This window comes from Labilibaculum sp. K2S (assembly GCF_030372765.1).
Lineage (GTDB): Bacteria > Bacteroidota > Bacteroidia > Bacteroidales > Marinifilaceae > Labilibaculum.
Map to the genome: position 1 here is coordinate 11,749 of NZ_JAUCMW010000029.1, position 24,726 is coordinate 36,474.

Below are 24,726 nucleotides of genomic sequence, written 5' to 3' on the forward strand. Positions count from 1 at the left end.
TAAATTATTGAAGGAATGAAACGATTTTTAAAAACAGCAGGTATTGCAAGTGCAGGAGTAATTATTCTCCTGACAATTCTGCTTTTTCTCCTTTCAACCGGACTTTTCAATAATTGGATTTCGGAAACTGTGTGCCGGATAGCCAGTCAGCAACTAAATGCAGAGCTTACGATAGAAAAAATTGAAGGCAACCCTCTCTCCCATCTTCTTGTGAAGAAAATTGATTTGGAACAAAACAACAGTAAGCTGATTACTCTCGATGAACTGGAAATAAAATACAACATTTGGAAGATTGTTGGGAAAAAACTGGAAATCACATCTCTGAAATTAAATGGAACATCGGTTTTCCTGCAACAAGACAAGGATAATTTATGGAACCTTGAAAAACTGATTCCTGAGGCAGAAAATTCAGAAACTAAAGTTTCTTCTAATCCCTTTTCATGGGAAATAGAATTGGCAGATGTATCTACGAAGAATTTTGAGGCCAAAATCTTAGCGAATGACAGTACACAATTAATTCCGCAGAATGTAAAATTTGATGCTTCTCTCAGTTTCAAATTTGCAGCTGATTTCATGAATATTGATCTGCACAAACTTGAAGTAAGCACACAAAAACCATCTCTGCAAATTAAAGATTTACATTTTCAGGCAAGTTTAATTGATTCGGTATTTAGCTGGACCAATTTTGAACTTCAACTTCCTAAATCTACACTCAGCTCTGCAGGTAAGATTCCTTTCAATCAACTGCTTGGTTCCGAAGTTTCGTTTCACGCAAATCCCTTCGATTTTGAAGATGTAAACGAATGGATCCCTTCAATTCATGGCAAACCCAACATAAATCTTGAAATACTCAAAAAAGAAAATACCAGACAAATAGACTTCTCTATCAAACAACAGAATCAGATTTTTAAAATACTGGGGGAAATTAAAGACATTAACAGCTTGCCAAGTTTTCATTTCACAATGGAAATTGATAGTTTAAACGGTGAATACTGGACTCATAATGATGATCTTAAATCAAATATAAAAGGTGAATTTGAGATCAATGGAAATGGATTGAATTTCGAGGAAAACTCAATTCATGCCAAGGCTAAATTCACCGATTTAAAATATAAGAATTACGAATTGGATGATTTTATTCTGCTTATTGACAAAGACAAAAAAGAACTCGATGCAAATTTAAAAGCAAGTACTCTTTTCGGAAAGTTAGATTCCAAAATTCACATCGAAAACATCTCTGAATTTGCAACTTACAATTCCGAACTGAAAATTCGCAATTTGGATTTGAGCAAACTAAGCAGGAATAAGAATTTAAAATCAGACATTAACATCGACTTACAGGCCGTTGGCAAGGGCTTTATCCTTGGTGAACTGCAAACAAATATTCATTTAAAATCAACCAAATCAGTACTTTTCAATCAGCCAATCACAAATTTAAATGCCAACATTGTTATCAACAAAAAAGAATATCTAATTAATGATATCCATTTTGAAGCACCCTATTTAATGGCAATCCTTTCGGGAAAAGGAAATATCACCGAAAACAATCTTCTTCATTTGGAGCTGAAATCAAAAAATATAAACACCCCTTTTGTTGCACTGGGTTTGAAACCGATCGATTTTAACGGAGTAATTACAAGTGATTTGTCAGGACCTTTTAATGCTCTCGATTTTAAAAGCGATATCCATATCATAAATGCCAGACTAGACTCTCTTATTTTGCAAAATTTCAAAGCTAAACTTCATTCACGCTTTTCGGGGAATGAACTATTTGCAAATACGGATTCGCTTGAGAAAAAGGAAACCGGTACGGATATCTTTTTAAAGAACCTTTATCTGGAAATGAAAGCAAGTGCAGACTATATTGCATTTGAAAAGTACTATATGGCGAATACCAACTTAACTTTTGAGAAAAACCAAGAAAAAAGTAGTGGTAATATTACTTCCTCTACAGTTTTAGGAAATCTTAAAACCAAATTTTCTATCGAAAACCTATTTTCGATTCCTGCATATAAAATAGAAAGCAGCTTGAAAAACATTGATCTTTCCAAGATCACAAAAGACGAAAAACTCCGTTCAGATTTGAACTTCGAAATAATTGCAACAGGAAAAGGGATTCAACCTGAATCTATGAATGCTGATCTGAAGATTCAAACCGATAAATCATCCATTTTTGATTTGCCTCTTGAAAAATTTAAAGCAGAAATAAACTATAAGAAGGGAGAATATCAGGTAAACGGATTTCATATAGAAACGCCCTTTGCTTTCGCCGATTTAACGGGCAAAGGAAACTGGGAAAAGAACAATCAGCTTGAATTAAATATCAAAACTACAGATATTCAACAACTCATCTCGGCCTTAGGTACCGACAAATTACAACTTATTGGACATCTAAATGCTGAAATTAATGGTCCGGCCGATTCTCTGCAAATATCATCTTCGCTGAATGTAGATGAATTGAAACTCGATACAATCAGCATCAACAAAATAATAGCTGATGCTGAAATCCATTTTGCAGATTCAACATATTCCGGATTCATGAACCTTTTGGTGAGCGACTCTAAAATACAGAATTTTAGTCTTCAGGAACTTCATTTTAAAAGTAAGTTCAATCAGCAAAAAGCGGTTAATTCGTTCGCTTTTTTTGCCAGCGATTCTTTACATGGTAAAATTCTATCCGAACTTAAAATCAATAATAACCCAAGCATTTCCTTTCAGGATATCGTACTAAATTTAAACAACCAGATTTGGAAGGGAGGCAACGATTCCAACTACATTAAATTTAGGCAGGATTCTATTGAAGTACACCAATTTGAACTTAGCTCGCAACAAAGTGCATTAAAGGCAAATGGAATATTTGCTTTTAAAGGAATCGAGAATTTGCATATTGAAATTCAGAATCTTAACCTGATCAACATTTCAGAACTACATTTTTTGCCCTATCAGATATCAGGAAAAGTGAATGCTTTTCTCGACATTACCGGAACAGCAAACAAACCAATTATTAAATCTATTCTCACTATTGATAATCCGGAAATTGACAGCCTGCGATTTAGAAAATTCCAATCTGACATCAACTATTCAAACGAAAATATTCGTTTTGAGACTTATCTTGATGGCTATTCGGCGCGACTAATAAACGCAGAACTTGAACTTCCTCTGCACTTTTCATTTACTGAAAAGTTTATGCTTCCTAAGGAAGACAATCCCGTTCGTGCCATTGTAAAAATTGATCAACTCGATATCAATAGATTCAATCGTTTTATTTCAACAACAGGAATTGAAGCTAAAGGTTTGCTAAGCGTACAACTCAATGTTGATAACACCATGAATAATCCTCATATTAATGGTTATCTAAATTTTGGCAAGGGTGCTTTTCAATATAAAAAACTGGGAATGGATTACAGTGATATCGAAATGCGCAGTCGTCTGACAAACAACTATTTTTATCTCGACAGCCTTCTCATAAATTCCGGAAAAGGAAAATTACAACTGAAAGGTTCTGCTGAAATAGAATCCCTGGTTGATGGTGAATTAAAAAAAATTGATCTGAATTTAAAAGGAGAAAACTTCAAGGCTTTCGACTCCGAAATGGTAAAGGCTGTTATCAATACAAATCTTAGCCTGAGTGGCTCGCCCGAAAACCCTACATTTCAAGGAAAAGTCACAATTTTAAACTCAAGCCTAAATACCGATATATTCCTAAAAGAATTCAATCGTGTTTACGATGATTCCAACCAACCACTTTTGGTTACCGCTCGGAAAAATGCAGAAAAAATAGAAATAAGGTACACTGCAAAAACGAATTCGGCTCAAAAAGATCCACCATCAATTTATAAAAAACTAAAGGGTCATTTCGATATCGAAATTCCTAGAAACACGTGGATAAAAGGTGAAAATATGAATTTTGAACTGGCCGGAAATCTACAAGCAATCAAAGAAGATGAACAGATAGACATTTTCGGAACTATGAACGTGAAAAGAGGATTTTATAAAATTTATGGCCGAAGACTTGAATTTGAAGAAGGTGAAGTCACCTTAACAGGTGGAGCAACTCTAAATCCGGTTGTCAATTTCAAAGTTGCCTACGAATTCCGCGATCCGGATAATCAATTGCGAAAACTTAGCGTAAATGTAACAGGACGAATTTATAAACCAGAAGTTAAATTTTTTCTTGACGATACCTCCATCGAAGAAAAAGACGCCATTTCTTATCTGATATTCAACAAAAGTACGAACCAACTTGATACGAAAGAAAATACGTCAATGAAGAGTAGTAATATGGACATCGCTAAGAATTTTGCAATCGGCCAATTCTCGAATGTACTTAAGGATGCCCTACAATCATCACTTGGTCTGGATGTAATTGAAATTTCGGGGAAAAGTGGTTGGACGCAAGGCAGTGTATCTGTTGGTAAATACATAACAAACAATTTGTTCCTGAATTACGAACGAACATTTGCCATCGATAAAAAGGACAAAATTATTGAACCGGAAAAAATTTCAATGGAATATCAATTTTACCGCTCTCTTTTTTTACAGGCGACCAATCAGAGTTCGAATTCCGGTTTTGATTTCATTATCAAATGGACCTGGAAATAAAAGAGACCAATAAGAATTTACCAACTAGAAAACTTTCCGCTGTGCTCTTCTTGCGGCAATAATCAATAAGTACCCGGCAATTACAGGTCCGTAAGACACAAAATAATATCCCTTCATGTCGAACCAATGAAAATAGGTTCCGAGAGTAATGATACCACCAATTATCATTAAAGTCCATCCCATCAGGCGTAATTCCCGAGCCGTAAACTTCCCTTTCTTCTTCACTTCACCTCTTAACATCCGATCATCAATTGCGCGGACAATATCCTTAATTAGATCTTCTTCGATATTTTTTTCTGCCAATTCTTTACGGATTTGAGAAAAATCCATTCCCTCTATTTTCTTTTGGTGATACAGATCCACCAACTCTTTAAAATCCATTTCCATAATTCAATTGTGTTGTTAGTTCAACAAAACTAGCTACAATTGAACACATATTCAAAACAGGATTGGTAAATCTTTCAAACATTACATAAAAACCAATCATAAACACAAGAGCAATACAAACTACCACTATAATACAACTCATTAAATACGACTCATCACCATACAACTATAATCCATCACCACAAAAAGTGAACCTGCCACCACATAACTGTAATCCATAATCATAGGATTGGAATACGCAACTACAGTACTGGAATTCATTATCTTATTACTGGAATCTATCACCATACAACACGAATACACTCCAATAAACTAAACCATTTAAAGAGGAAAAACAATTCCCATTAAAAAAAACAGGCTTCCCGAATTGGGAAGCCTGTGATGTATCTAATCAAAAATATTTGTTCTATTTATAAATTGCCTTTTTAGCGGCAAGCAAAGTATTCTGCAATAAGGAAACAATTGTCATTGGGCCAACACCACCCGGAACAGGAGTTATGAAGGAAGCTTTAGGAGCCACCTCGTCAAAATTCACATCGCCCAACAGTTTCCAACCCGACTTCGTTTTATCTGACTTTACGCGGTGAATTCCCACGTCGATTACAACAGCACCTTCTTTTACCATATCGCCTGTTAAAAACTCTTTCATTCCCAAAGCAACAATCACGATATCCGCCTGACGGGTAATTTCAGCAATGTTTTTGGTGCGACTGTGACAGAGAGTCACCGTACAATCGCCGTACTCCGCTTTACGCGACATTAAAACACTCATTGGTGTGCCTACAATGTTGCTTCGGCCAATCACCACACAATTTTTGCCGGAAGTTTGAATTTTATATCTCTTCATCAACTCAACAATTCCAGCTGGGGTTGCAGGAAGATACGTTGGTAGACTTGATACCATTTTACCAACATTCATAGGATGAAATCCATCCACATCCTTTTCCGGACGAATGGTTTCAATTACTTTCGATTCGGAAATGTGCTTAGGCAAGGGCAACTGAACAATTAAACCGTCAATATCGTCGTTATCATTAATCTTTCTAATTTCGGCAAGCAATTCTTCCTCTGTAATATCCTCTTCGAAACGAAACTCTGAAGATTTAAACCCAACCATATGACAAGCTTTCACTTTTGCTGCCACATAAGTTTCACTGGCTCCGTCGTGTCCAACAATCATAGCTGCCAAATGAGGAGTTTTTCCTCCAGCCTTTTTGATTATTTCTACTTCGGCAGCAATTTCCTGCTTCACCTCTGCTGAGATTTTTTTCCCGTCGATTAATTCCATGGTCGTATTGTTTTGCTGTATAAAAAATGCCTGACCAAGTGGCCAAGCATTTCTATTTGTAAGTTTATTATCTTCGGCCTCCCATATTCCCCATCATTCGGGACATGTTTCCACCTTTTGTCATCATTTTCATTAATTTTCGCGTTTCGTCGAATTGTTTGATTAAACGATTCACGTCCTGAATGGTAGAACCACTACCATCGGCAATCCTCTTTCTTCTTGATCCGTTAATTAGTGCCGGATCTTCTCTCTCTGCCGGAGTCATCGAAAATATAATTGCTTCAACACCTTTAAAAGCATCATCATCAATATCAACATTCTTAAGTGCTTTTCCAACACCAGGAATCATAGAAGCTAAATCTTTCAGATTACCCATTTTCTTGATCTGCGAAATCTGAGACAAGAAATCGTTGAAATTAAACTGGTTCTTGGCGATTTTCTTCTGAAGCTTTCTTGCCTCATCAGCATCGAATTGATCCTGGGCACGTTCTACAAGCGAAACAATATCACCCATACCCAAAATACGATCGGCCATACGACTAGGATGGAAAACATCAAGAGCTTCCATTTTCTCGCCTGTACCAACAAATTTGATTGGCTTGTTAACAATTGAACGAATTGAAAGCGCAGCTCCACCACGCGTATCTCCATCCAATTTGGTTAAAACAACACCATCAAAATCCAAACGCTCGTTAAATTCCTTGGCTGTATTCACCGCATCCTGACCGGTCATGGAATCAACAACAAACAGAATTTCAGAAGGATCTATAGCTTTTTTAACCGCCTCAATTTCCTTCATCATTTCCTCATCGATAGCCAAACGACCAGCTGTATCGACAATCACCAAATCGTTTCCGTTTGCTTTTGCCTGCTTAATAGCATCCTGAGCAATCTTAACAGGATTCTTGCTCTCTATATCCGTATATACGGGAACTCCAATTTGTTCTCCTAATACTTTCAACTGTTCGATCGCTGCAGGACGATATACATCACAAGCAACCAACAATGGATTCTTAGAACGTTTTGTTTTCAGAAGGTTTGCCAGTTTACCTGAAAAGGTGGTTTTACCCGAACCTTGCAAACCAGCAATTAATATTACGGCAGGTTTTCCCTGAATATTTATATCAACCTGTGTACTCCCCATTAATTCAGCCAGCTCATCGTGAACAATTTTCACCATTAACTGATTTGGTTTCAATGCGGTTAGTACATTCTGTCCTAATGCTTTTTCTTTTACTGTATTGGTAAAGGACTTGGCTATAGTAAAGTTTACATCGGCATCCAAAAGGGCACGTCTCACATCTTTCAATGTTTCTGCTACATTGATTTCAGTAATTTTTCCTTGCCCCTTTAATATTTGGAAGGATCGCTCAAGTCGTTCGTTAAGATTTTCAAACATTATTATACAGATTTATATTTCACTGCAAAATTAAAAAAATCTGCTTAGCGATAAAGACTATGCGATAGAAATGTGGATAATTTTATCAATGATTTTTCAATTTCTTTGGAAATAGTATAAAAACAACACTCTTAAAATAAAAAAAGAGCGAATTCCAAAAATGAAATTCGCTCTTCAATAACAAATATATTTTTACATCCTCTCAGGAACACCAATTCCTAAAAGTTCCATTCCACTTTTTATAACCTGGGCAACCTGTTTAGAAAGCACCATTCGGAAAGCTCTTAATTCAACATTTTCCTCTTTAGCAATTGGGAAATCGTGATAAAATTGATTGTATTCTTTCACCAAATCATACACGTAATTCGCAATTTGCGCAGGACTTGTTGTATCGCCAGCTTCTTTAATGATAACCGGGTAATTAGCAATCATTTGAATTAAATTTGATTCCTTTTCAGAAATTTCAATATCTGTATTCGCAAATTCAGGAAATTCAATTCCTTCATCAACAGTCTTTTTCAAAACCGATTGAATCCGAGCATATGTGTACTGAATAAATGGCCCGGTATTCCCGTTAAAATCAATCGATTCTTTAGGATTAAACATCATATTCTTTTTAGGATCGACCTTAAGAATAAAATATTTCAACGCTCCCATTGCAACCTTATTGTACACATCCTCAGCCTCCTCTGTTGAATACCCTTGCAGTTTACCCAATTCGTTTGAAGTGTCGCGAGCCGTATTTACCATTTCGTCCATTAACTCATCAGCATCAACAACAGTTCCTTCGCGGGATTTCATTTTACCTTCAGGCAATTCGACCATACCGTATGAAAGATGCTGAATTTTATTACTCCATTCGTATCCCAGTTTACCTAAAACTAACGACAACACCTGGAAATGATAATTTTGTTCATTACCAACAACATAAATATGCTCATCGATACTGAATTCATTGAATCGTTCGTAAGCTGTACCAATATCCTGAGTCATATAAACAGAGGTTCCATCATCACGTAACAATAGTTTATGATCCAATCCGTCTGCCTCAAGGTTAGCCCAAACAGAACCAGTATCTTTACGGTACAAAACTCCTTCTTCCAAGCCTCTTTCAACAATTGCCTTTCCTTTCTTATAGGTTTCCGATTCGAAATAAACTTTATCGAAATCAACGCCCATTTTTTGATAGGTAACATCGAAACCAGCTAAAACCCAGTCGTTCATTTTTCTCCACAAAGCAACAACTTCCTCGTCGCCCGCTTCCCATTTCACCAACATTTCCTGAGCTTCCAACAACAACGGAGCTTGTTTTTTAGCTTCATCAGCATCCATTCCGTTAGCAACTAAAGCTTCAATTTCTTTTTTGTATTCCTGATCGAATTTCACATAGTATTTTCCAACCAAATGATCTCCTTTTAAACCTGTTGATTCAGGAGTTTCACCTTCGCCAAAACGCAGCCACGCAAGCATCGATTTGCAAATATGAATACCACGATCGTTCACCAAATTTACTTTGATTACTTCGTAACCGTTCGCTTTTAATATTTGGGCAACAGAATATCCTAATAAATTATTTCGAATGTGCCCCAAATGCAATGGCTTATTTGTATTTGGTGAAGAATACTCAATCATCACTTTTTTAGCACCGGCCTCTAACTTTTTAAAGCCATAGTTTTCCGATTGAAATGCAGTATTCAACACTGATATCCAATAAGAACTGTCAATAACCAAATTCAAAAATCCTTTTACAACATTAAAAGCAGTAACCACTTCGATATTTTCCATCAAAAAACTACCAAGATCATTGGCTGTAACCTCCGGTGATTTTTTTGAAAAGCGCAAAAAAGGAAATACAACTACCGTTAAATCACCTTCAAATTCACGTCTTGTTTTTTGAATTTGAACTGTATCATCATCAATTCCCTGACCATAACAACTATTCACGGCCTCTACAACCTTACCTTTTATAATGCTTTCAATACTCATCTGAAAATTCTTTATTTCGAATTCAACTATTTACAAACTATATCTTCTACCAGGTTAAAACTAACTTTTAGCCAGTCTAACTTTTCTATGTGTGAACTGACCCAAAAATCACCCGATAATACGAATGTGCAAAGATAATACGAATAAAATAAATAGTTCCCTACATTTAGAAAAAAGTCATTCATAACCATGTTTATGGAATCCCTCAAATAGCCCCATCTATTTAACTTCTGATAAAGCAACATTACTTACCTTTGAAAAAGCACAAAATTTTGTTTGGCTTTAAATTTGGTATTCTTTGACTCATTGTAAATTATATCGATAGCAAAACAACAAAAACTTTCATTTAAAGTTACATCAGTTAATCGCACATATTCTTAAGCACAAAAGAATGAAAAACATACTGCTTCTTCTATTTTCATTAATCATCACCTTTCACGTTGCAGCAACCGTCCAATCAGAAAAAATCGATTTTACAATTAAAAACTCAAATCTTGACCGAGTAATCGAAATTGCCCAATCCTACTTCAATTCAAATAATACTGAAGCTTTAAAATTAAGCTTGCAGGCCGCTAAAAAAGCACTTGAATTTGAGAACATGAAACAATACGCAATCGCGAATGAATTATTAGGAAGAATATATTTGTATCAGGGAGAATTGAAAAAAGCTAAAACCTGTATTGATGCTTCTTTTAATTATTGGAAAAGCATGAGAGACACTCTTAAAATGAGTTTTTGTTATGGCTATTTAGGCGATTTAAACTATTCGACATGTAAATATGATACCGCCGAATTGTTTTATCAAAAAGGATTTGAATTAAAAAAACTAACCAAGGACAGTATTAATTTCAGTTTTAGCTACAATGCCATTGGCAATATAAAATTAGAAAATTGCAAGTACGATGAAGCATTACAAAATTACCATAAGGCATTGGAGTTAAATATACGCTTTAAGAACAATTCCGGCATTTGCTACACTCACAATGCATTGGGGAATGCTTATTTTGAAATTAATGATCTGGAATCATCAAAAAAACATTTCGAAAAAGCTCTGGAAATTGGCAAAGAAAATCATCTCGACAAAAATATTGCATATACTTTAAACCATCTGGCAAAACTGCACAACAGATTAAGCAATAGAACTACAGCCATTGATCAATACAATGAATCGTTACAAATCAGTAAAAAACTGTTATCGAAAAATGGGATAGGACTATCATACATGGGAATTGGTGAGGTCTATCAAACCCTCATGCAAAATGACAAAGCTTTAGAATATCTGCATAAAGCACTAAAGCTTTTTGAAGAGCTTGGATCTCAAAAAAATATTGCGAATTGCTACTTAAACATTGGTATGGTTTTATATGAAATGAAGGATCACGCCATGGCTCGGGAAAAGTTTCAAAAATCAATAGAAATAAACGAACGAATCGGGTATTTAAAAGGCAGCGCTGATGCTTATCGCAAAATAGGGAACACTTATTACCAAGAAAAAAATTACCCTCTTAGTCTTGCCAACTATAATAAATCGCTTTCCATTCAAAGAAAAATAGGCAATTTAAAAGGAATTGCATCCTGTTATACAAATATTGGTTTAATTCATGTAAAAAGAGATAGTTTGGCGTTAGCCATGGATGTTTTCAACAAGGCAATTGTTATTAATATGGGTATTAATAATATTGGTGGAGTTGCATCGACTTACAACAATTTGGGTGCCCTATATAAGACTAAAAATAACCACAAACTGGCAATTCAATATCTGTTAAAAAGCTTTAATATAGCCTCTGAAATTGACCGAAAAACACTCATGGCTGAATGTGCAAAAAATTTATCAGAGATTTATTCATCCGATAAAAATTATAAACAATCCTTGCACTATCACCAATTGTATTTCGATTTGTACAACCAAATGTACAATGCACAAATGGAAAATAGAATTGGTTGGATTCAGATGCAAAACGAAAGAGAAAAACGCGTAACTCTGGAAAAAATTTTCGCCAATGAAAAAGCAATCGAAAAAGAGAAATTAAATAAGCAATCCCTTATCAATTCATTTTTAATGGTAATTGTAGTTCTCATTCTACTCTCAATAACATTAATTTATAGTCTTTACCTTGCTGTGAAAAAGGCAAATAAAAAATTAACCAGCGAAATTACGGTAAGAAAAAAAGCAGAATTACAACTAGAGGACAATCACCGGAATCTTGAGAGTCTCGTAAAAATACGGACGCTTGAATTAATTAAAGCAAAAGAAAAAGCGGAACAATCGGATCAATTAAAATCCTCCTTTTTAGCGAATATGTCTCATGAAATCAGAACTCCAATGAATGCTATTATTGGGTTTTCTAAATTACTGACAATGACCAATTCTGCAAAAAAACAAAGTCATTACACATCAATTATTTATGAGAACGGACATATTTTACTCACTCTTGTCAACGATATCATGGATATTTCGATGATTGAATCGAAGCAGTTGAAAATTAAAAAAACCAGTTTCAAAGTTTATCCAATGCTCGAAGAATTAAAAAGCATTTTCGACGAGCTTAAATATACTGACAAAAAGAATCATATCGAATTTACTATTCACAGCAATGATATACCTAAAGATCTAACAATTAACTCTGACCGGGTTCGAATAAAACAGATTCTAATAAACCTCTTGCGAAATGCTTTAAAATTCACAAAATCGGGTCATATTGATTTTGGCATCGAATTGATTGAAGACAAAATACGCTTTTTTATTAACGACTCAGGCATTGGCATTCCATACGAAGATCAATTTTTAATTTACGATCGATTCAGACAGGCAAGCAATAATTCTGCAGAGCACGGAGGCACAGGTCTGGGACTAACAATTTCAAAGAGTTTAGTTGAATTACTAAATGGTAATATTTGGTTTACATCGAAACCAAATGTGGGAAGCCAATTTTATGTAGATCTTCCTTTGCAATCAAATCCAATTAAAATAAGCTCCGACACTTCAAAATACGATAAGGAAACAGATTTTACCGGAAAAAAAATATTGGTGGCTGAAGATAAAAAATCAAATTTCCTTTATATTAAAGAAGTACTCCGAAAGACAAATGCAGAAGTAACCTGGACAAAAGATGGGGCTGAAACAGTTGAGCAGTTCAAATTAAATCATTTTGACTTGGTGTTAATAGACATTCAATTACCAAAAATTGACGGATACGAAGTTACCAGGAAAATAAAGCTGCAAAAACCACATGTACCCGTAATTGTTCAAACTGCATTTAACCATCAGGATGAAGTGCAAAAACGTTCAGAATCGGGCTTTGATGGCTTCATAACAAAACCCTATACCGGGAGTGAGCTTCTTCGTATCATATCACAGAATCTATCTTAAAATGTTCTTCCCCAACTCTCAGATACTTCCTGCCAACCATTATCATTTTTGATAAAAAAATACCTCTGTTATGAAAAAAGCAATTTTACCATTATTTATTATCATCACTCTAAGTAGTAAGTAGTTTTCTTTTATATCCTGATGTAGAAAACAGGTCTGATTATGCAATTGTAATTGACTAAAATTGGAGGAACCGGTGGTATAATCGGCCTTAACAAAAACGGTAATATTGTAATAAAAATGAATACAGTTGGGATATACAGAGCTTATTACAATTCAAAAGAGGAAACTAAGGTATTGTTCTATAAATGAAAATAATTTATTTTGCAAAATAAATATTTCAGGCTAAATTGAGCTTAGTCAACAATCACACAAAAAATAAGCTATGAAGATAAACCTTAACGGAAAATGGAAAAACCAGTACGATTCAGAAATGGATTTAACTGTTACAGAAAATCGTGTAAGCGGAACATTTCAAACTGCAATAGGGCAACCCAAATTCGAAGAGAAATTTGAACTAACAGGAAAAATCAATGCTAATGTTATTGCATTTATGGTAGATTTTGGAAAGTACGGATCTTTAGCTTGTTGGACAGGTCGTTTTGAACTGGATGAATCCGAGCCTGTTATTCACACCATGTGGCATTTGTCGCAAAGCGAAGGTGGTGAAGAAGAACAGCTTGCCAAAGCAATTCTTACCGGAGTGGGGACTTTCAGAAAACCATAGGTATAAATTAAGGGGCTAAATTAATTAGCCCCTTATTCATGTATCTTAAATTAGACTGCAACATCTAAATTATCAATTTTACCAAGTAGGTCGTGTGTTGAATCTAACAAATCATCGTATATAGACTTATAATGATTCTTGATTTCTTTTGCTGTTTTACCGCTTGATTTTTGATTAATACGAGCAATATAATCATTTCGCGACGCTGTAGCCTCATTCATGATAACATACACGTCTTCCGACTTTTCACGCCCAAAGAAATTCAAATGAATGATACCTCTCATTAGTATCTCGTTTGTTAGGAAATTTATGTCTTTTTTAAAATTTCTTTTGCTTGCCATAATTACAATTTTAGAATTTGATGATGGCTAAATTACTAAAAATACCAAGAGAATGCATTCCAAAATTTATAATTCACACACATATTTTATAATCTTAAAATCATTGCAATTGGTGAGTAAAAAAAGTTTATTTGTAGTTATAAATCTACATTAAGAATAGAGGCTGTTGATTATGAGTGAGTGTTTCCATTATATTTTTCTAAAAAATGAAAAAGCAACACCTGCTAAAGATTTTAATGATAAAATCTTTTTGCAGGGAATAAGCCTGTATGAAGTTATTCGGGTCGTTTCCGGGAAAGCTTTATTTCTTGAATCACATTTCCAACGATTAACAAATTCGGTTGCTTGTCTTGAACAGAGCCTTTGGTTAAACCTGAATCAAATTAAAGAAAGTATTTCCAATTTAATTGCATTGAACGATTCCCAAAACGGCAATATCAAATTAGTATTTCATATCGATGGTGAAAATAAAACTTATCTGGCCTATTTTATTCAACATTATTACCCCAACGAAAATCAGTATAAGAATGGTGTTAAAACTCTTGTTCATCAGGCCGACCGACCAAAACCAAATGCAAAAGTATACAACCACTCCCTTCGTTCTACAACCAATAAATTAATTAAAGAAGCTGAAATTTTTGAAGTACTGCTCCTAAACTCTATGGGAAACATTACTGAAGGAAGCAGATCCAATCTTTTTTTTATTAAGAACAATGAGTTGCATACTGCATTGGATACAGATGTTTTACACGGAATTATTCGCAGTAAAGTAATTGAAACAGCAGAAGAACTTAAAATTCCTATTCGAAAACACGCTATTAAGTATGATGATTTACCAAGTTTCGAAGCGGCCTTTTTAACTGGCACATCATTACTGATTTTACCAATAAAAAGAATCAATTCAATTAGTTACTCAAGCTCTCATAAGATTATTAGCAGGTTGTCTGAAGTTCTTCGAACTAAAATCAGTGAATATTTAAAGTAAATATCTTATTGTTTAGGAAATCCTATCTCTACTTTAGTTCCACTTGAGAACCCATTTTCATCTGTCAAGTCTTCAATAAAATAATTATACTCCCGATCATTACTCAGAACTTTATTCAATAATTTAATTCTATCCTGTGTAATAATCATTGTTTTATGATGGATTTTAATATTCGAATCCTCTTGCAGGTCTTTGGTCTTTTTACGCCCAACACCATTATCCTTAATAATACATCTTAAATACCCATCCAGTTCAAGCTCAAAATTCACATCAAGATTTCCCTTTGTCTCCAATGCTGCAAACCCATATCTTATTGCATTTTCCAAAAATGGCTGTATTAGCATTGGTGGCAATTTAGACTTAAAAGGATTAATTGCTGTATTTACAGTTATTTTGTATGAAAATTTATTAGAAAACCGCATTTGCTCCAACTTCAAATAAAGTTGTAAATAAGCAATTTCATCCGATAAAGAAATAAAATCCTTATTTGCATTTTCAATCTTCTTTCGCAACACATTCGAAAAATCTGAAAGATATTCCAGGGCACTCTCTTTTTTCTCTCCCAAAATATAACTTTGTATTGAATTTAAAGAATTAAAAATAAAATGCGGATCCAACTGATCTTGCAATGACCTCATTTTTAAACCAATAACCCTATTGAATTGTTTAGTCCTTGCCTTTTCTCTTTTTCTAATAAAATATGCATAACACCACATTCCGGCATAAACAATTCCTCCTAAAAACAAACCCGACAATAGTATAAACCACCACATTTTCCACCACGGAGTCTTCACGATAATATCAAAAGCAAAAGGCATAACGAGACCTTCGCTTAAATGTTTCCCTTCCACTTTTAAGGTATAATTTCCACTTGGCAAATGAGAAAATACAGCCTCTGAAGAATTGCTCCAATTTGACCATTTCTCATCAAATCCATCTAGCAAATATCGAAACCGAACATTTGATACATTTTGGCAAAAATCTATCCCAAACGTAAAAGATAAATCATTCTCATCATAATTTAACTCAATTGGTGAAATTGGTGAATTAGTCCATTCATCTGCCTGCTTACCATCTGGAATCCAATCTTCATTATGAATCCGAACTGATTTAAGACTGATTTTACTCTCAAAATGATTTTTATTGTCAATATCTGTCTCAATTTTCAGTAGCCTATTCTTTGTCTTTACCCAAATATCCTGATTCTTATCAATAACTGACTGTTCTCCGGTTTGGTCGAAATACCCGTCTTTAGAGTTCCAGAATTTAAATTTTAAATTTGAATTTTTCAACCATGAATTGTACTCAAAACGATGTACCCCCAAATTCGTTCCGCACCACAATGAGCCATCCTTTAAATATTGGATTCCTTGAATTGACGTCCCTACTAATCCATCCAAACCAGTAATAGAGTCAATAACAACCAAGCTATTCAATTTACTTTTCATTTTGTAAATCAAACCATTATTTCCACCGGCAATAATTGTAGAATCCGGCAATACCAGTATATCATTTAATACATTGTGAATATTCGAATTCTTTCTGTTAAAAATCCTAAATTCATTATTTTTGAATTGAACAATACCTTTCTGCCGGGTTGAGATCCATATCGATGAATTCTTCGCAACCATTTTACTAACACCAATGCTGGCCGACTTTGGAAATTTCAATATTGGTTTTTGTAAATCCAATCCGCTTTTAGAATAAAACTTAAATTGATTCTGCCAGAAACAAAGTAATTCGTCATCTTCTGTAAACACAAAATTTTCAGCGGGAGTAATTCCAATATATTTTAATTGATAGCTATTTGTGCTAAAGGTGTAAAAACCTCTATTTGTTGATATCCAAACCAGTTCGTTCTTGTCTGTGCCTAATTTATAAATCGAGAAATCTTTGGGACACTTAAATTCCCCACTAGCCAGAGAACAGAAATCTTTAACCAATAAGTGGTGCTGAACCTGAGAATCTTGAAGAATACTAATTTCATTTTTGCTTGCTACAATAATATTTCCTCTCCGATCACAAATTAAATCCTGCAAAAGAATATTTTTAAATCCCAACAGATCAGAATCGATGTAGGTGAACTTTGAATTTTGCAATTGAATTAAACCGTGGTTATGCGTACCGATCCATAAATCATCGTATTCTTTTCTTAAAAAAATAGAATGAATAACGTACTCATCCAACATTTTCTCAGCAGATAAATCTGATAATAAATCACCACAAAGTCTTATCAATTTTTGTTTCTGTATCTCTTTTTCAAAATATCTCAACAAATAAAAGTCTTGGGTTCCATTCCCTTCAACTTCAACAACATCACAAACTAATTTCTTTTTTGTTTTCGTTTTAAGGGTAAACGGTTTACCTGATTCCAGAAGATTCCTTAACTCAATACTATTGTTTTGATAACCGATTTCAACTACGGGTAAATTTGGTTCGATATGGGATTCCCGAACCTTTCCCGATTCCATTTCAAATTCAACATTCTCTTTTTGAGAGACACTGTTCGCAACAAATTTATTTTGAAATTGTCGAATTTTAAAAACGGGCTTCTTCCATAAATTACCGATTTGTTTCAATTTGGAGTTTTGCTCTTTGTATACAAATACCCCTTCTGATGATCCAAGAATTAGATGATCACTTGCAGCATTTTTCACAAGACACGCAATACCGCTCTCTTCTGCTACGGAATCCAACTGAAAAATTGAAAGTTTCTTACCATCAAATTTACAAAGACCAACGCCTTGTGCCGAAAACCATAAATTCCCTTTTTCGTCTTCACAAATTGAGTTAATTCTTTCTCCCTGCAGTCTTGAAAGTTCTTTCCGAAACTTAATCTCATCACCAATAAATTCAAACAATCCTGCATCGGTAGCAAGCCAAACCAGCCCTCTTGAATCTTCGAAAATATCAAGAACAATATTACTGGGAAGTCCATCAGCCATTGAAAAGTTCCTTGTTGATTGCAAATACGCTTTTACGCATATTGGCATCCCAACAAAAAATAATATGATTAAGAATAATACTCTTCGGCTAAAAATCATTCTGCAATAATAGTAAATAAGAATAAATTAAAAATGTGTCAAATGTGTCAAGTGTTATTACAACTACTTATTTACTGAAAAATTGTATTAAACATGCTCGAATAATTACTACTCAGGATACTTTATCCACATCAAAACCAAGCCAAAACATAAGTTTGCTTATTTACGATGATTCTGAATTACAAATAACAAGTATGATTTCACAAGAATTAAAGTCAAAAGATTAACAATTTTCAATTTGTTTCGTATTTAATTTATGATTTTAAAACATAAAAAGGCTCAATTTTAAATTGAATTTGTAAACCATTCATATAATTTCACTTCTTTTGTTCTCTTAATTACCAATTGAGAAAAATTATTTTATGAAATATACTTTCACTGCAACAAATTTAGCGAAGCTTAGCGAAGAGTATTCTGAGAATCAAAATTTTGTTCTCAATACACTCCCCCGGTTAAAAATTCTTCACGCAATAAAAAAAGACCTAAATACAATTACTGATTTGGAATGGAACATAGAATACAGTCCTGTCAATATAAATATGAACCGTATAACAATCCACTATCAAAATCAAGCATGTAAAGATTTCAATTTTTTTTATGAAATTCCAATTTCCTTAAATTTTGAACTACGGGTCTATCTTTCCAACTCATCCATCCATTTTATTGATTTGTACAATTTTCTTCTTGAAAAGGAAATTCTGACCAAAGATCAATTTTCGATAAAAGCGGCTTATCATACTATTCCACATTTCGTAATCAACAAAAAAACGAAGCGTTACGACATAAGCATCATCAATAAATATTCTAACACAAATGAGTTTAATAAAAACTTAATTGATGAAAATGTGAAGAATGATATTCAATCCGGATTTGAAATATTTAATCCGGTTTTTGACCAAATAATAGAACAATTCAAAATTTGAGTTAATTTTAAAATATGAATTTAAGGCCTTTAAAGCAAAAACAAAATAATCTTAGTATTAGTAGAGCCTACTTTTTACTATTTCTTGTCTTAACGGTAAGCTTTCTTGTTGGAATAGGAGGCATTTGGATCTATAAAGAAGTCTCAAAATTCACAATTGAATCAGAAGCACTTAGAATTAAATCCATCGCTCAACAAAAGAAATTGCTGATAAGTAAAACCGAAGAGTGTACTAATTTTATCAATTATCAAAATACTCAGGCCGAAAACAGAATTAAAAACAGACTTAAAAACTTTGTTAATCAAGCACATGCTATTGCATCAAACATTTACAGACAAAACAAAGGGAAAATCTCCGATCAGGAAATAAAACGCAGAATTAAGCAAGCTATTTCCCCCATGCGTTTCTCGAATGATAAAGGATATGTTTTTATTAACACCTTGGCTGGAAAAGGTATTTTATATCCTTTATCGAAGGAAAAGGAGGGTCAGAATTTAATTGATTTTCAAGATCTTAATAAAAATTATCTCATTAAGAATGAAATCAACTTAATGATGTATCAAGACGAAGCTTACACTAAATATGAAAATCCGAATAAAGTAAAAAACAAATACAACGCTTACACGAAGGTCTCATATATCAAGAAATTCACACCTTACAATTGGTACTTTGGAAGCTTCTCCTTTTTAGATGACCTGCAAGATGAAAATCAAAAAGAAGCGTTAAATAGAATTAGTCAAATCAGCCTTGCAGATAATAATTCCTTCTTTGTATATAAAAAAGATGGAACCTGTCTGCTTCATAATAATACTGAGAGTATTGGGAAAAACTATCGAGATTATAAAAATGCTCTTCGTAGAGATAATGTTGAAAATCTTTTATCACACGCAGAGTTAAAAAAGGAAGGTTTTATTGAATATGAAGATCCTTATTCGAATCGAGGCACAAAGGTCTCGTATATTGCAACAATTGAAGATTGGGATTGGGTAATTGGAGCAGGTATATATACAAGAGACATTGACGCAAACATTCAAACAGCTCATATTGAATTGCGGGAAACGGTTTTAAATTATATTTATCAGATTATTATTTTGATTGGAATTGCCATTCTAATCTTCTATTTCACTTCGAAATTTATTTCAAAAAAGATGAATCGAAACTTCGTTTCATTCAATAATTTTTTCCGTAAAGCATCCACTCAATCCATTAAAATTAATCCTGATGAATTATATTTCCCGGAATTTCGGGATATGTCGAAAACAATTAACAGAATGATTGATATTCGTAGTCAGAAGGAAAAAGAATTAGAAATTGCTAAGGAACGTGCGGAGGAATCTGATCGTTTAAAATCTTCCTTTCTTGCCAACATGTCTCATGAGATACGTACTCCAATGAATGCTATTATTGGATTCTCGGAGTTATTACAAGAAGATGACATACCTTACGACACCAGAAGACAATTTTTCAGTCATATAAAAAACAGTGGAAACTCCTTACTAAATTTAATTAATGATATAATCGATTTTTCAAAAATTGAATCGGGTGAGCTTAAAATTTCAAGAACTATTTTTAATTTAAATCAGCTTTTTGATGAATTGCATCACACTTTCGAAAAAATTAAAACAGATAAAGGGAAAGATCATATTGATCTTCAGTTTTTGAAAGGCTTAAATGACGAACAATCTGTTATTTACACTGATCCCTTTCGCTTAAAACAAATTATTACAAATCTCATTGAAAATTCGTTAAAGTTCACCGAAAAAGGCAGTGTTATAGTTTCGTATCAACTAAATGAGGATGAAATAATCTTTTCGATAAGAGATACTGGGATTGGAATATCTAAAGACAAACAAGATGTTATTTTTAATCAATTTAGACAAGCCGATGATTCCCATGCCCGAAAGTATGGGGGAACTGGTCTGGGACTTTCCATATCAAAAAAACTGGCAAAACTTTTGAATGGGAAAATGTGGCTGGAATCTACCGTAGATGTTGGAAGCAGTTTTTTCATCAGCATCCCTTATCAGAAAGAAAAGACTCCTACAGTAAATTCGACATCAAATAAGAATTCTGATTTCGATAAAAAACTAGCGGGGAAAAAGATTCTGATCGTGGATGATTATAAGGTGAATCTCACCCTCTTGGAAAAGATGCTTAAAACGACAGGAGCTGAACTCATCATTGCACAAAATGGAGAGATGGCTGTTGATTATTGCATGAAAAACCATTTTGATTTGATTCTATTAGACCTGCAGATGCCAAATTTAAATAGCTACGACACGTTTAAACTAATTAAGAAAGATAGCCCATACACAAAAATAATTGCTCAAACTGCGTATGTAGTAGCCAATGAAAAAGAACAGGTTCTTAAATCGGGATTTGATGGCTTCATTGCCAAACCAATTATCAAACAGGAATTAATTGAAATTATCCACAGGATGATTTAATGAAAGTTTAGAATTTCGGACACTTAATTCGACCAATTTGTCTTCGACGCCTAAGATTTTTTTCCATAGAACCTGACGATCTGTTTTTAAATCTCATTAAAAAAGAAATTTCGTGAGCTCCTGTGTTTGTGTGTATTAATTTAGAAACCGTTTTGTCGTAACTATAAGAAACTTGCCACCAATCACGAATAATTCCTAATTGCAGGATTATTGCATCGTATTCCAACTCTAAATTATCTCTGTACCACATTCCGTAAATGACAGAACCTTTTGAGAGATATAAGCCGTAATTTAGTTGTCTGTTAGCCCCTTGTTGCTGAAGTAAAAGATTAGGAGCTAAACTGAAATCAGCTCGATGTAAACCATTTCGGAAAACCGGCACATTAACACCACAATGCAAAGTGTACTTTCTTGGCAACTTAGAATAGTCACTTTCATTTTTAAAAGTTTCATCTGGTTCAGTTATATGATGAGCAGCAAACCCAATAAACCAATTTTTATAGGAAGCGATCATCCCGGTTGAAAAATCGAAATAATTCCTGCTTAAGTGATCAATAGCCCCTTCTCCTGTAAAAGGATTTATCAAACCATTGATATAAAATTCATCAGTCTGATCCGGATAAGTAAAATTGGTATCATCCAACTTTCGTTGAATAAATGAAACCTGAAAGCCTGTTTTTATCAACAAATCACGTGATACCCTAAGTGTGTATGAATACATCCCGCTTGCCGTTGTGGTACTAATTGTTCCATCGCCTTGTTCATCCTGCATAATCTGAAGTCCAAAACCACCCCCAAGCGCATTTACATATTGATCGTAAGCTACACTATAGCTTATGTACGCTGAGTTTAATTCAGGCCACTGATTTCTGTATCCAAATGAAATTCTGGGATCGAAATCGGAACCGGCAAATGCCGGATTCAAATAAATTTTATTCGCGTAGAACTGAGAGAACTCTACATCTTGTGAAAACAGATTTAAAGAATTCAATAATAGTAGAATAACACTTACTATTTTCAGTTCGTTTCTCATTATCTAAATAAGGTTACGGTACCGTGAGCCCGTTCTTTTCCACCATAAAAAATCATCCAAACATAAACGCCAATTTCAGATTCTTCTCCTTTATAGGTTCCGTTCCAACCATCGTATTTTAACTCATTATTACTGACAACATCTCTTCGCAACTCGAAAACCTGCTCACCCCATCGAGAATAAATATACAATTCAAAATCGGTAACTACACCTTTAAAAACAGGATAAAATATTTCATTTGGGCCTTTCCCGTTTGGTGTAAAAACATTTGGAACAACCATTTTAGGTTGTAACAATTTCACTGCTGCTACTGATTGTGCAACACAACCAAAATCATTCATTACCTGAACAGAATAATCGCCGGGTTCTTCAACCTCAATACTTCTCCAATCTGATCCTGTGCTCCAATAGTAAGAAGAATAACCCGCACCAGCGTCTATCGTAACTGTCTGACCTTTGTAAAAACTTAAGGTATCTGCAGTCAAACTTAACTCAGGGCTAGGATAAACCTCTACATGCAACGTATCCGTACCCATTATACCGTACACATCCCAAACACTTACGATATAATTGCCCGATTGGTTCACATTAATTGTTCTTGTCGTTTCACCGGTACTCCATTTATACTTTTCCCAGTGCCCTGGATCCAGCATAAGAGAGGTTCCCTGACAAATACCGGCATTTCCCCCCAAATTTATATTTGGAACAGGATTCACAGCTACTTTCACTTTCCCATTACCTCTGCAACCATTCATATCTACAACATTCACAGCGTACACTCCGTCTCGATCCACTTTTAAAAATTGTGAGCTTTCCTGATTGTTCCACTCATACTGAACATACCCACTACCTGCATCAAGTAAAAGAGTAGTTCCCTCTGCAATTGTAGTATCCCGTCCCAAATAAACATTCGGATTATCGTGAACAAATATTCGAATTTCGTCATGTCCAACACAACCAAAATCATCAGTGGCTTTCAAAGTAAATTCACCCTCTTCGTATACATAGATTTCTTTTGTTTGTCCTCCGGGAATCCATTCTGAATGATAACCATCCGGCGCTTCAATAATCAACTCTTCACCTGAACAAATAAACAAGTCAGGGCCCAAATCAACTATCGGAAGATCATGAACAATTACATTCACAGAATCGTAACCAATACAACCATTCAAATCTCGAACCTCAACAGAATAAACACCACTGGTATAGGCCAATCTTGTCTGAGTTGTAATTCCATCGCTCCACAAAAAGCTTTCTCCATCACCTATATCCAACATCACAGATTCTCCAAAACACATATCAATCTGATTTGGAAGAGAATCAATTGGCAGATGAATTATTTCTACATGTACACTGTCGGAGCCAAAACATCCATTCTCATTTATAATATTTAGAGTGTACCATCCAGTATCTCCAGCCTTGATTGAATAATTTGTTTCGCCCACTAACTGAGAACCATCCTTATTCCATTGATACGAATATCCTGTTTGAACAGGACCTTCTATATATGTTGAATCTCCATAACAAACCAAATTTGTTGAGTAAGATAAATTAAAATCAAAAACCGGATAAAAATCTACGGCAACACTATCTGTTACAACACATCCGTTTTCATCTGTAAAATCAACAAAGTAATTATTTACATCAGATACTGTAATTGTCTGAGTGGTTTCGCCAGTATTCCATAAATAACTACCAATTTGAGTTCCTGCATCAAGAACTACAAAATCTCCATCACAATGTGTCTGATCAACACCTAAATCTACAACCGGATTTGCATGAATGGTTGCGTTCGCATAGTCTGTTGCGGAACAACCGTTGGCGTCAGTTATTGTTACTGAATAGTTGCCACTCGCTGAAACTGTAATGCTTTGAGTAGTTTCTCCGGTACTCCATAAATAAGTTGATCCAACATTGCCGGCATCGAAAGTAATCGTGTTTCCGGCACAGCTTGACTGATCTGCTCCCAAATTAACGGTTGGGTTCGGGTTTATGATTGCATTGGCATCATCTGTTGCTGAACAGCCGTTGGCGTCTGTTATTGTTACGCTGTAATTTCCTGATGCAGAAACAGTGATTGTCTGAGTAGTTTCTCCGGTACTCCATAAATAAGTTGATCCAACATTGCCGGCATCGAAAGTAATCGTGTTTCCGGCACAGCTTGACTGATCTGCTCCCAAATTAACGGTTGGGT

Annotated in this window: 14 protein-coding genes; 6 read left to right on the plus strand and 8 right to left on the minus strand. The window is 34.4% G+C overall.

The annotated features are described in order from the left end of the window. The first annotated feature begins 15 nt into the window (after nucleotides 1-15). A complete protein-coding gene (locus QUH73_RS19515) occupies nucleotides 16-4,602 on the plus strand; it encodes a translocation/assembly module TamB domain-containing protein (RefSeq protein WP_289532124.1) in 4,587 nt (1,528 codons plus the stop codon). A gap of 24 nt (nucleotides 4,603-4,626) precedes the next feature. On the opposite strand, the gene QUH73_RS19520 is transcribed toward QUH73_RS19515, so the two are convergent. The 4 genes from QUH73_RS19520 to argS form a co-directional block, all read right to left on the minus strand. Then, complete coding sequence (locus tag QUH73_RS19520; RefSeq protein ID WP_289532125.1) at nucleotides 4,627-4,989, minus strand: hypothetical protein; 363 nt, start codon at nucleotides 4,987-4,989, stop codon at nucleotides 4,627-4,629. A gap of 406 nt (nucleotides 4,990-5,395) precedes the next feature. After that, complete coding sequence (locus QUH73_RS19525; RefSeq protein ID WP_289532126.1) at nucleotides 5,396-6,277, minus strand: bifunctional 5,10-methylenetetrahydrofolate dehydrogenase/5,10-methenyltetrahydrofolate cyclohydrolase; 882 nt, start codon at nucleotides 6,275-6,277, stop codon at nucleotides 5,396-5,398. A 67-nt stretch (nucleotides 6,278-6,344) separates the two neighbouring features. Then, complete coding sequence (gene ffh, locus QUH73_RS19530; RefSeq protein ID WP_289532127.1) at nucleotides 6,345-7,676, minus strand: signal recognition particle protein; 1,332 nt, start codon at nucleotides 7,674-7,676, stop codon at nucleotides 6,345-6,347. 192 nt (nucleotides 7,677-7,868) lie between these two features. Further along, nucleotides 7,869-9,662, minus strand: a complete 1,794-nt coding sequence (argS, locus tag QUH73_RS19535; RefSeq protein ID WP_289532128.1) for an arginine--tRNA ligase — start codon at nucleotides 9,660-9,662, stop codon at nucleotides 7,869-7,871. 391 nt (nucleotides 9,663-10,053) lie between these two features. Here argS and QUH73_RS19540 point away from each other — a divergent pair, with 391 nt between their 5' ends. Together QUH73_RS19540 and QUH73_RS19545 are read left to right on the plus strand one after the other, a co-directional pair. Further along, on the plus strand, nucleotides 10,054-13,032 hold the full coding sequence (locus tag QUH73_RS19540; RefSeq protein WP_289532129.1) for a tetratricopeptide repeat protein: 2,979 nt from the start codon (nucleotides 10,054-10,056) through the stop codon (nucleotides 13,030-13,032). Nucleotides 13,033-13,417: 385 nt separating this feature from the next. Continuing rightward, a complete protein-coding gene (locus tag QUH73_RS19545) occupies nucleotides 13,418-13,759 on the plus strand; it encodes an avidin/streptavidin family protein (protein ID WP_289532130.1) in 342 nt (113 codons plus the stop codon). A gap of 50 nt (nucleotides 13,760-13,809) precedes the next feature. On the opposite strand, the gene QUH73_RS19550 is transcribed toward QUH73_RS19545, so the two are convergent. Next, nucleotides 13,810-14,043 (minus strand): hypothetical protein, encoded by a 234-nt coding sequence (locus QUH73_RS19550; RefSeq protein WP_289532131.1) that lies wholly within the window; start codon nucleotides 14,041-14,043, stop codon nucleotides 13,810-13,812. A 229-nt stretch (nucleotides 14,044-14,272) separates the two neighbouring features. Here QUH73_RS19550 and QUH73_RS19555 point away from each other — a divergent pair, with 229 nt between their 5' ends. Next, nucleotides 14,273-15,085 carry an aminotransferase class IV gene (locus tag QUH73_RS19555; protein ID WP_289532132.1) on the plus strand — a complete coding sequence of 271 codons (813 nt, stop codon included), beginning with the start codon at nucleotides 14,273-14,275 and terminating at the stop codon, nucleotides 15,083-15,085. Nucleotides 15,086-15,090: 5 nt separating this feature from the next. Here the strand turns inward: QUH73_RS19555 and QUH73_RS19560 are convergent, their stop codons facing one another. Further along, nucleotides 15,091-18,030 carry a sensor histidine kinase gene (locus QUH73_RS19560; protein WP_289532133.1) on the minus strand — a complete coding sequence of 980 codons (2,940 nt, stop codon included), beginning with the start codon at nucleotides 18,028-18,030 and terminating at the stop codon, nucleotides 15,091-15,093. A gap of 461 nt (nucleotides 18,031-18,491) precedes the next feature. Here QUH73_RS19560 and QUH73_RS19565 point away from each other — a divergent pair, with 461 nt between their 5' ends. Continuing rightward, a complete protein-coding gene (locus QUH73_RS19565; RefSeq protein WP_289532134.1) occupies nucleotides 18,492-19,052 on the plus strand; it encodes a hypothetical protein in 561 nt (186 codons plus the stop codon). Between the two features lie 14 nt (nucleotides 19,053-19,066). Beyond that, on the plus strand, nucleotides 19,067-21,499 hold the full coding sequence (locus QUH73_RS19570) for a cache domain-containing protein (RefSeq protein ID WP_289532135.1): 2,433 nt from the start codon (nucleotides 19,067-19,069) through the stop codon (nucleotides 21,497-21,499). A gap of 7 nt (nucleotides 21,500-21,506) precedes the next feature. Here the strand turns inward: QUH73_RS19570 and QUH73_RS19575 are convergent, their stop codons facing one another. After that, nucleotides 21,507-22,532, minus strand: coding sequence for a PorP/SprF family type IX secretion system membrane protein (locus QUH73_RS19575; RefSeq protein WP_289532136.1), 1,026 nt, complete (start codon nucleotides 22,530-22,532; stop codon nucleotides 21,507-21,509). After that, on the minus strand, nucleotides 22,532-24,726 hold a 2,195-nt coding region (locus QUH73_RS19580), incomplete at its 5' end, for a gliding motility-associated C-terminal domain-containing protein (protein ID WP_289532137.1). The genes QUH73_RS19580 and QUH73_RS19575, both read right to left, overlap by 1 nt.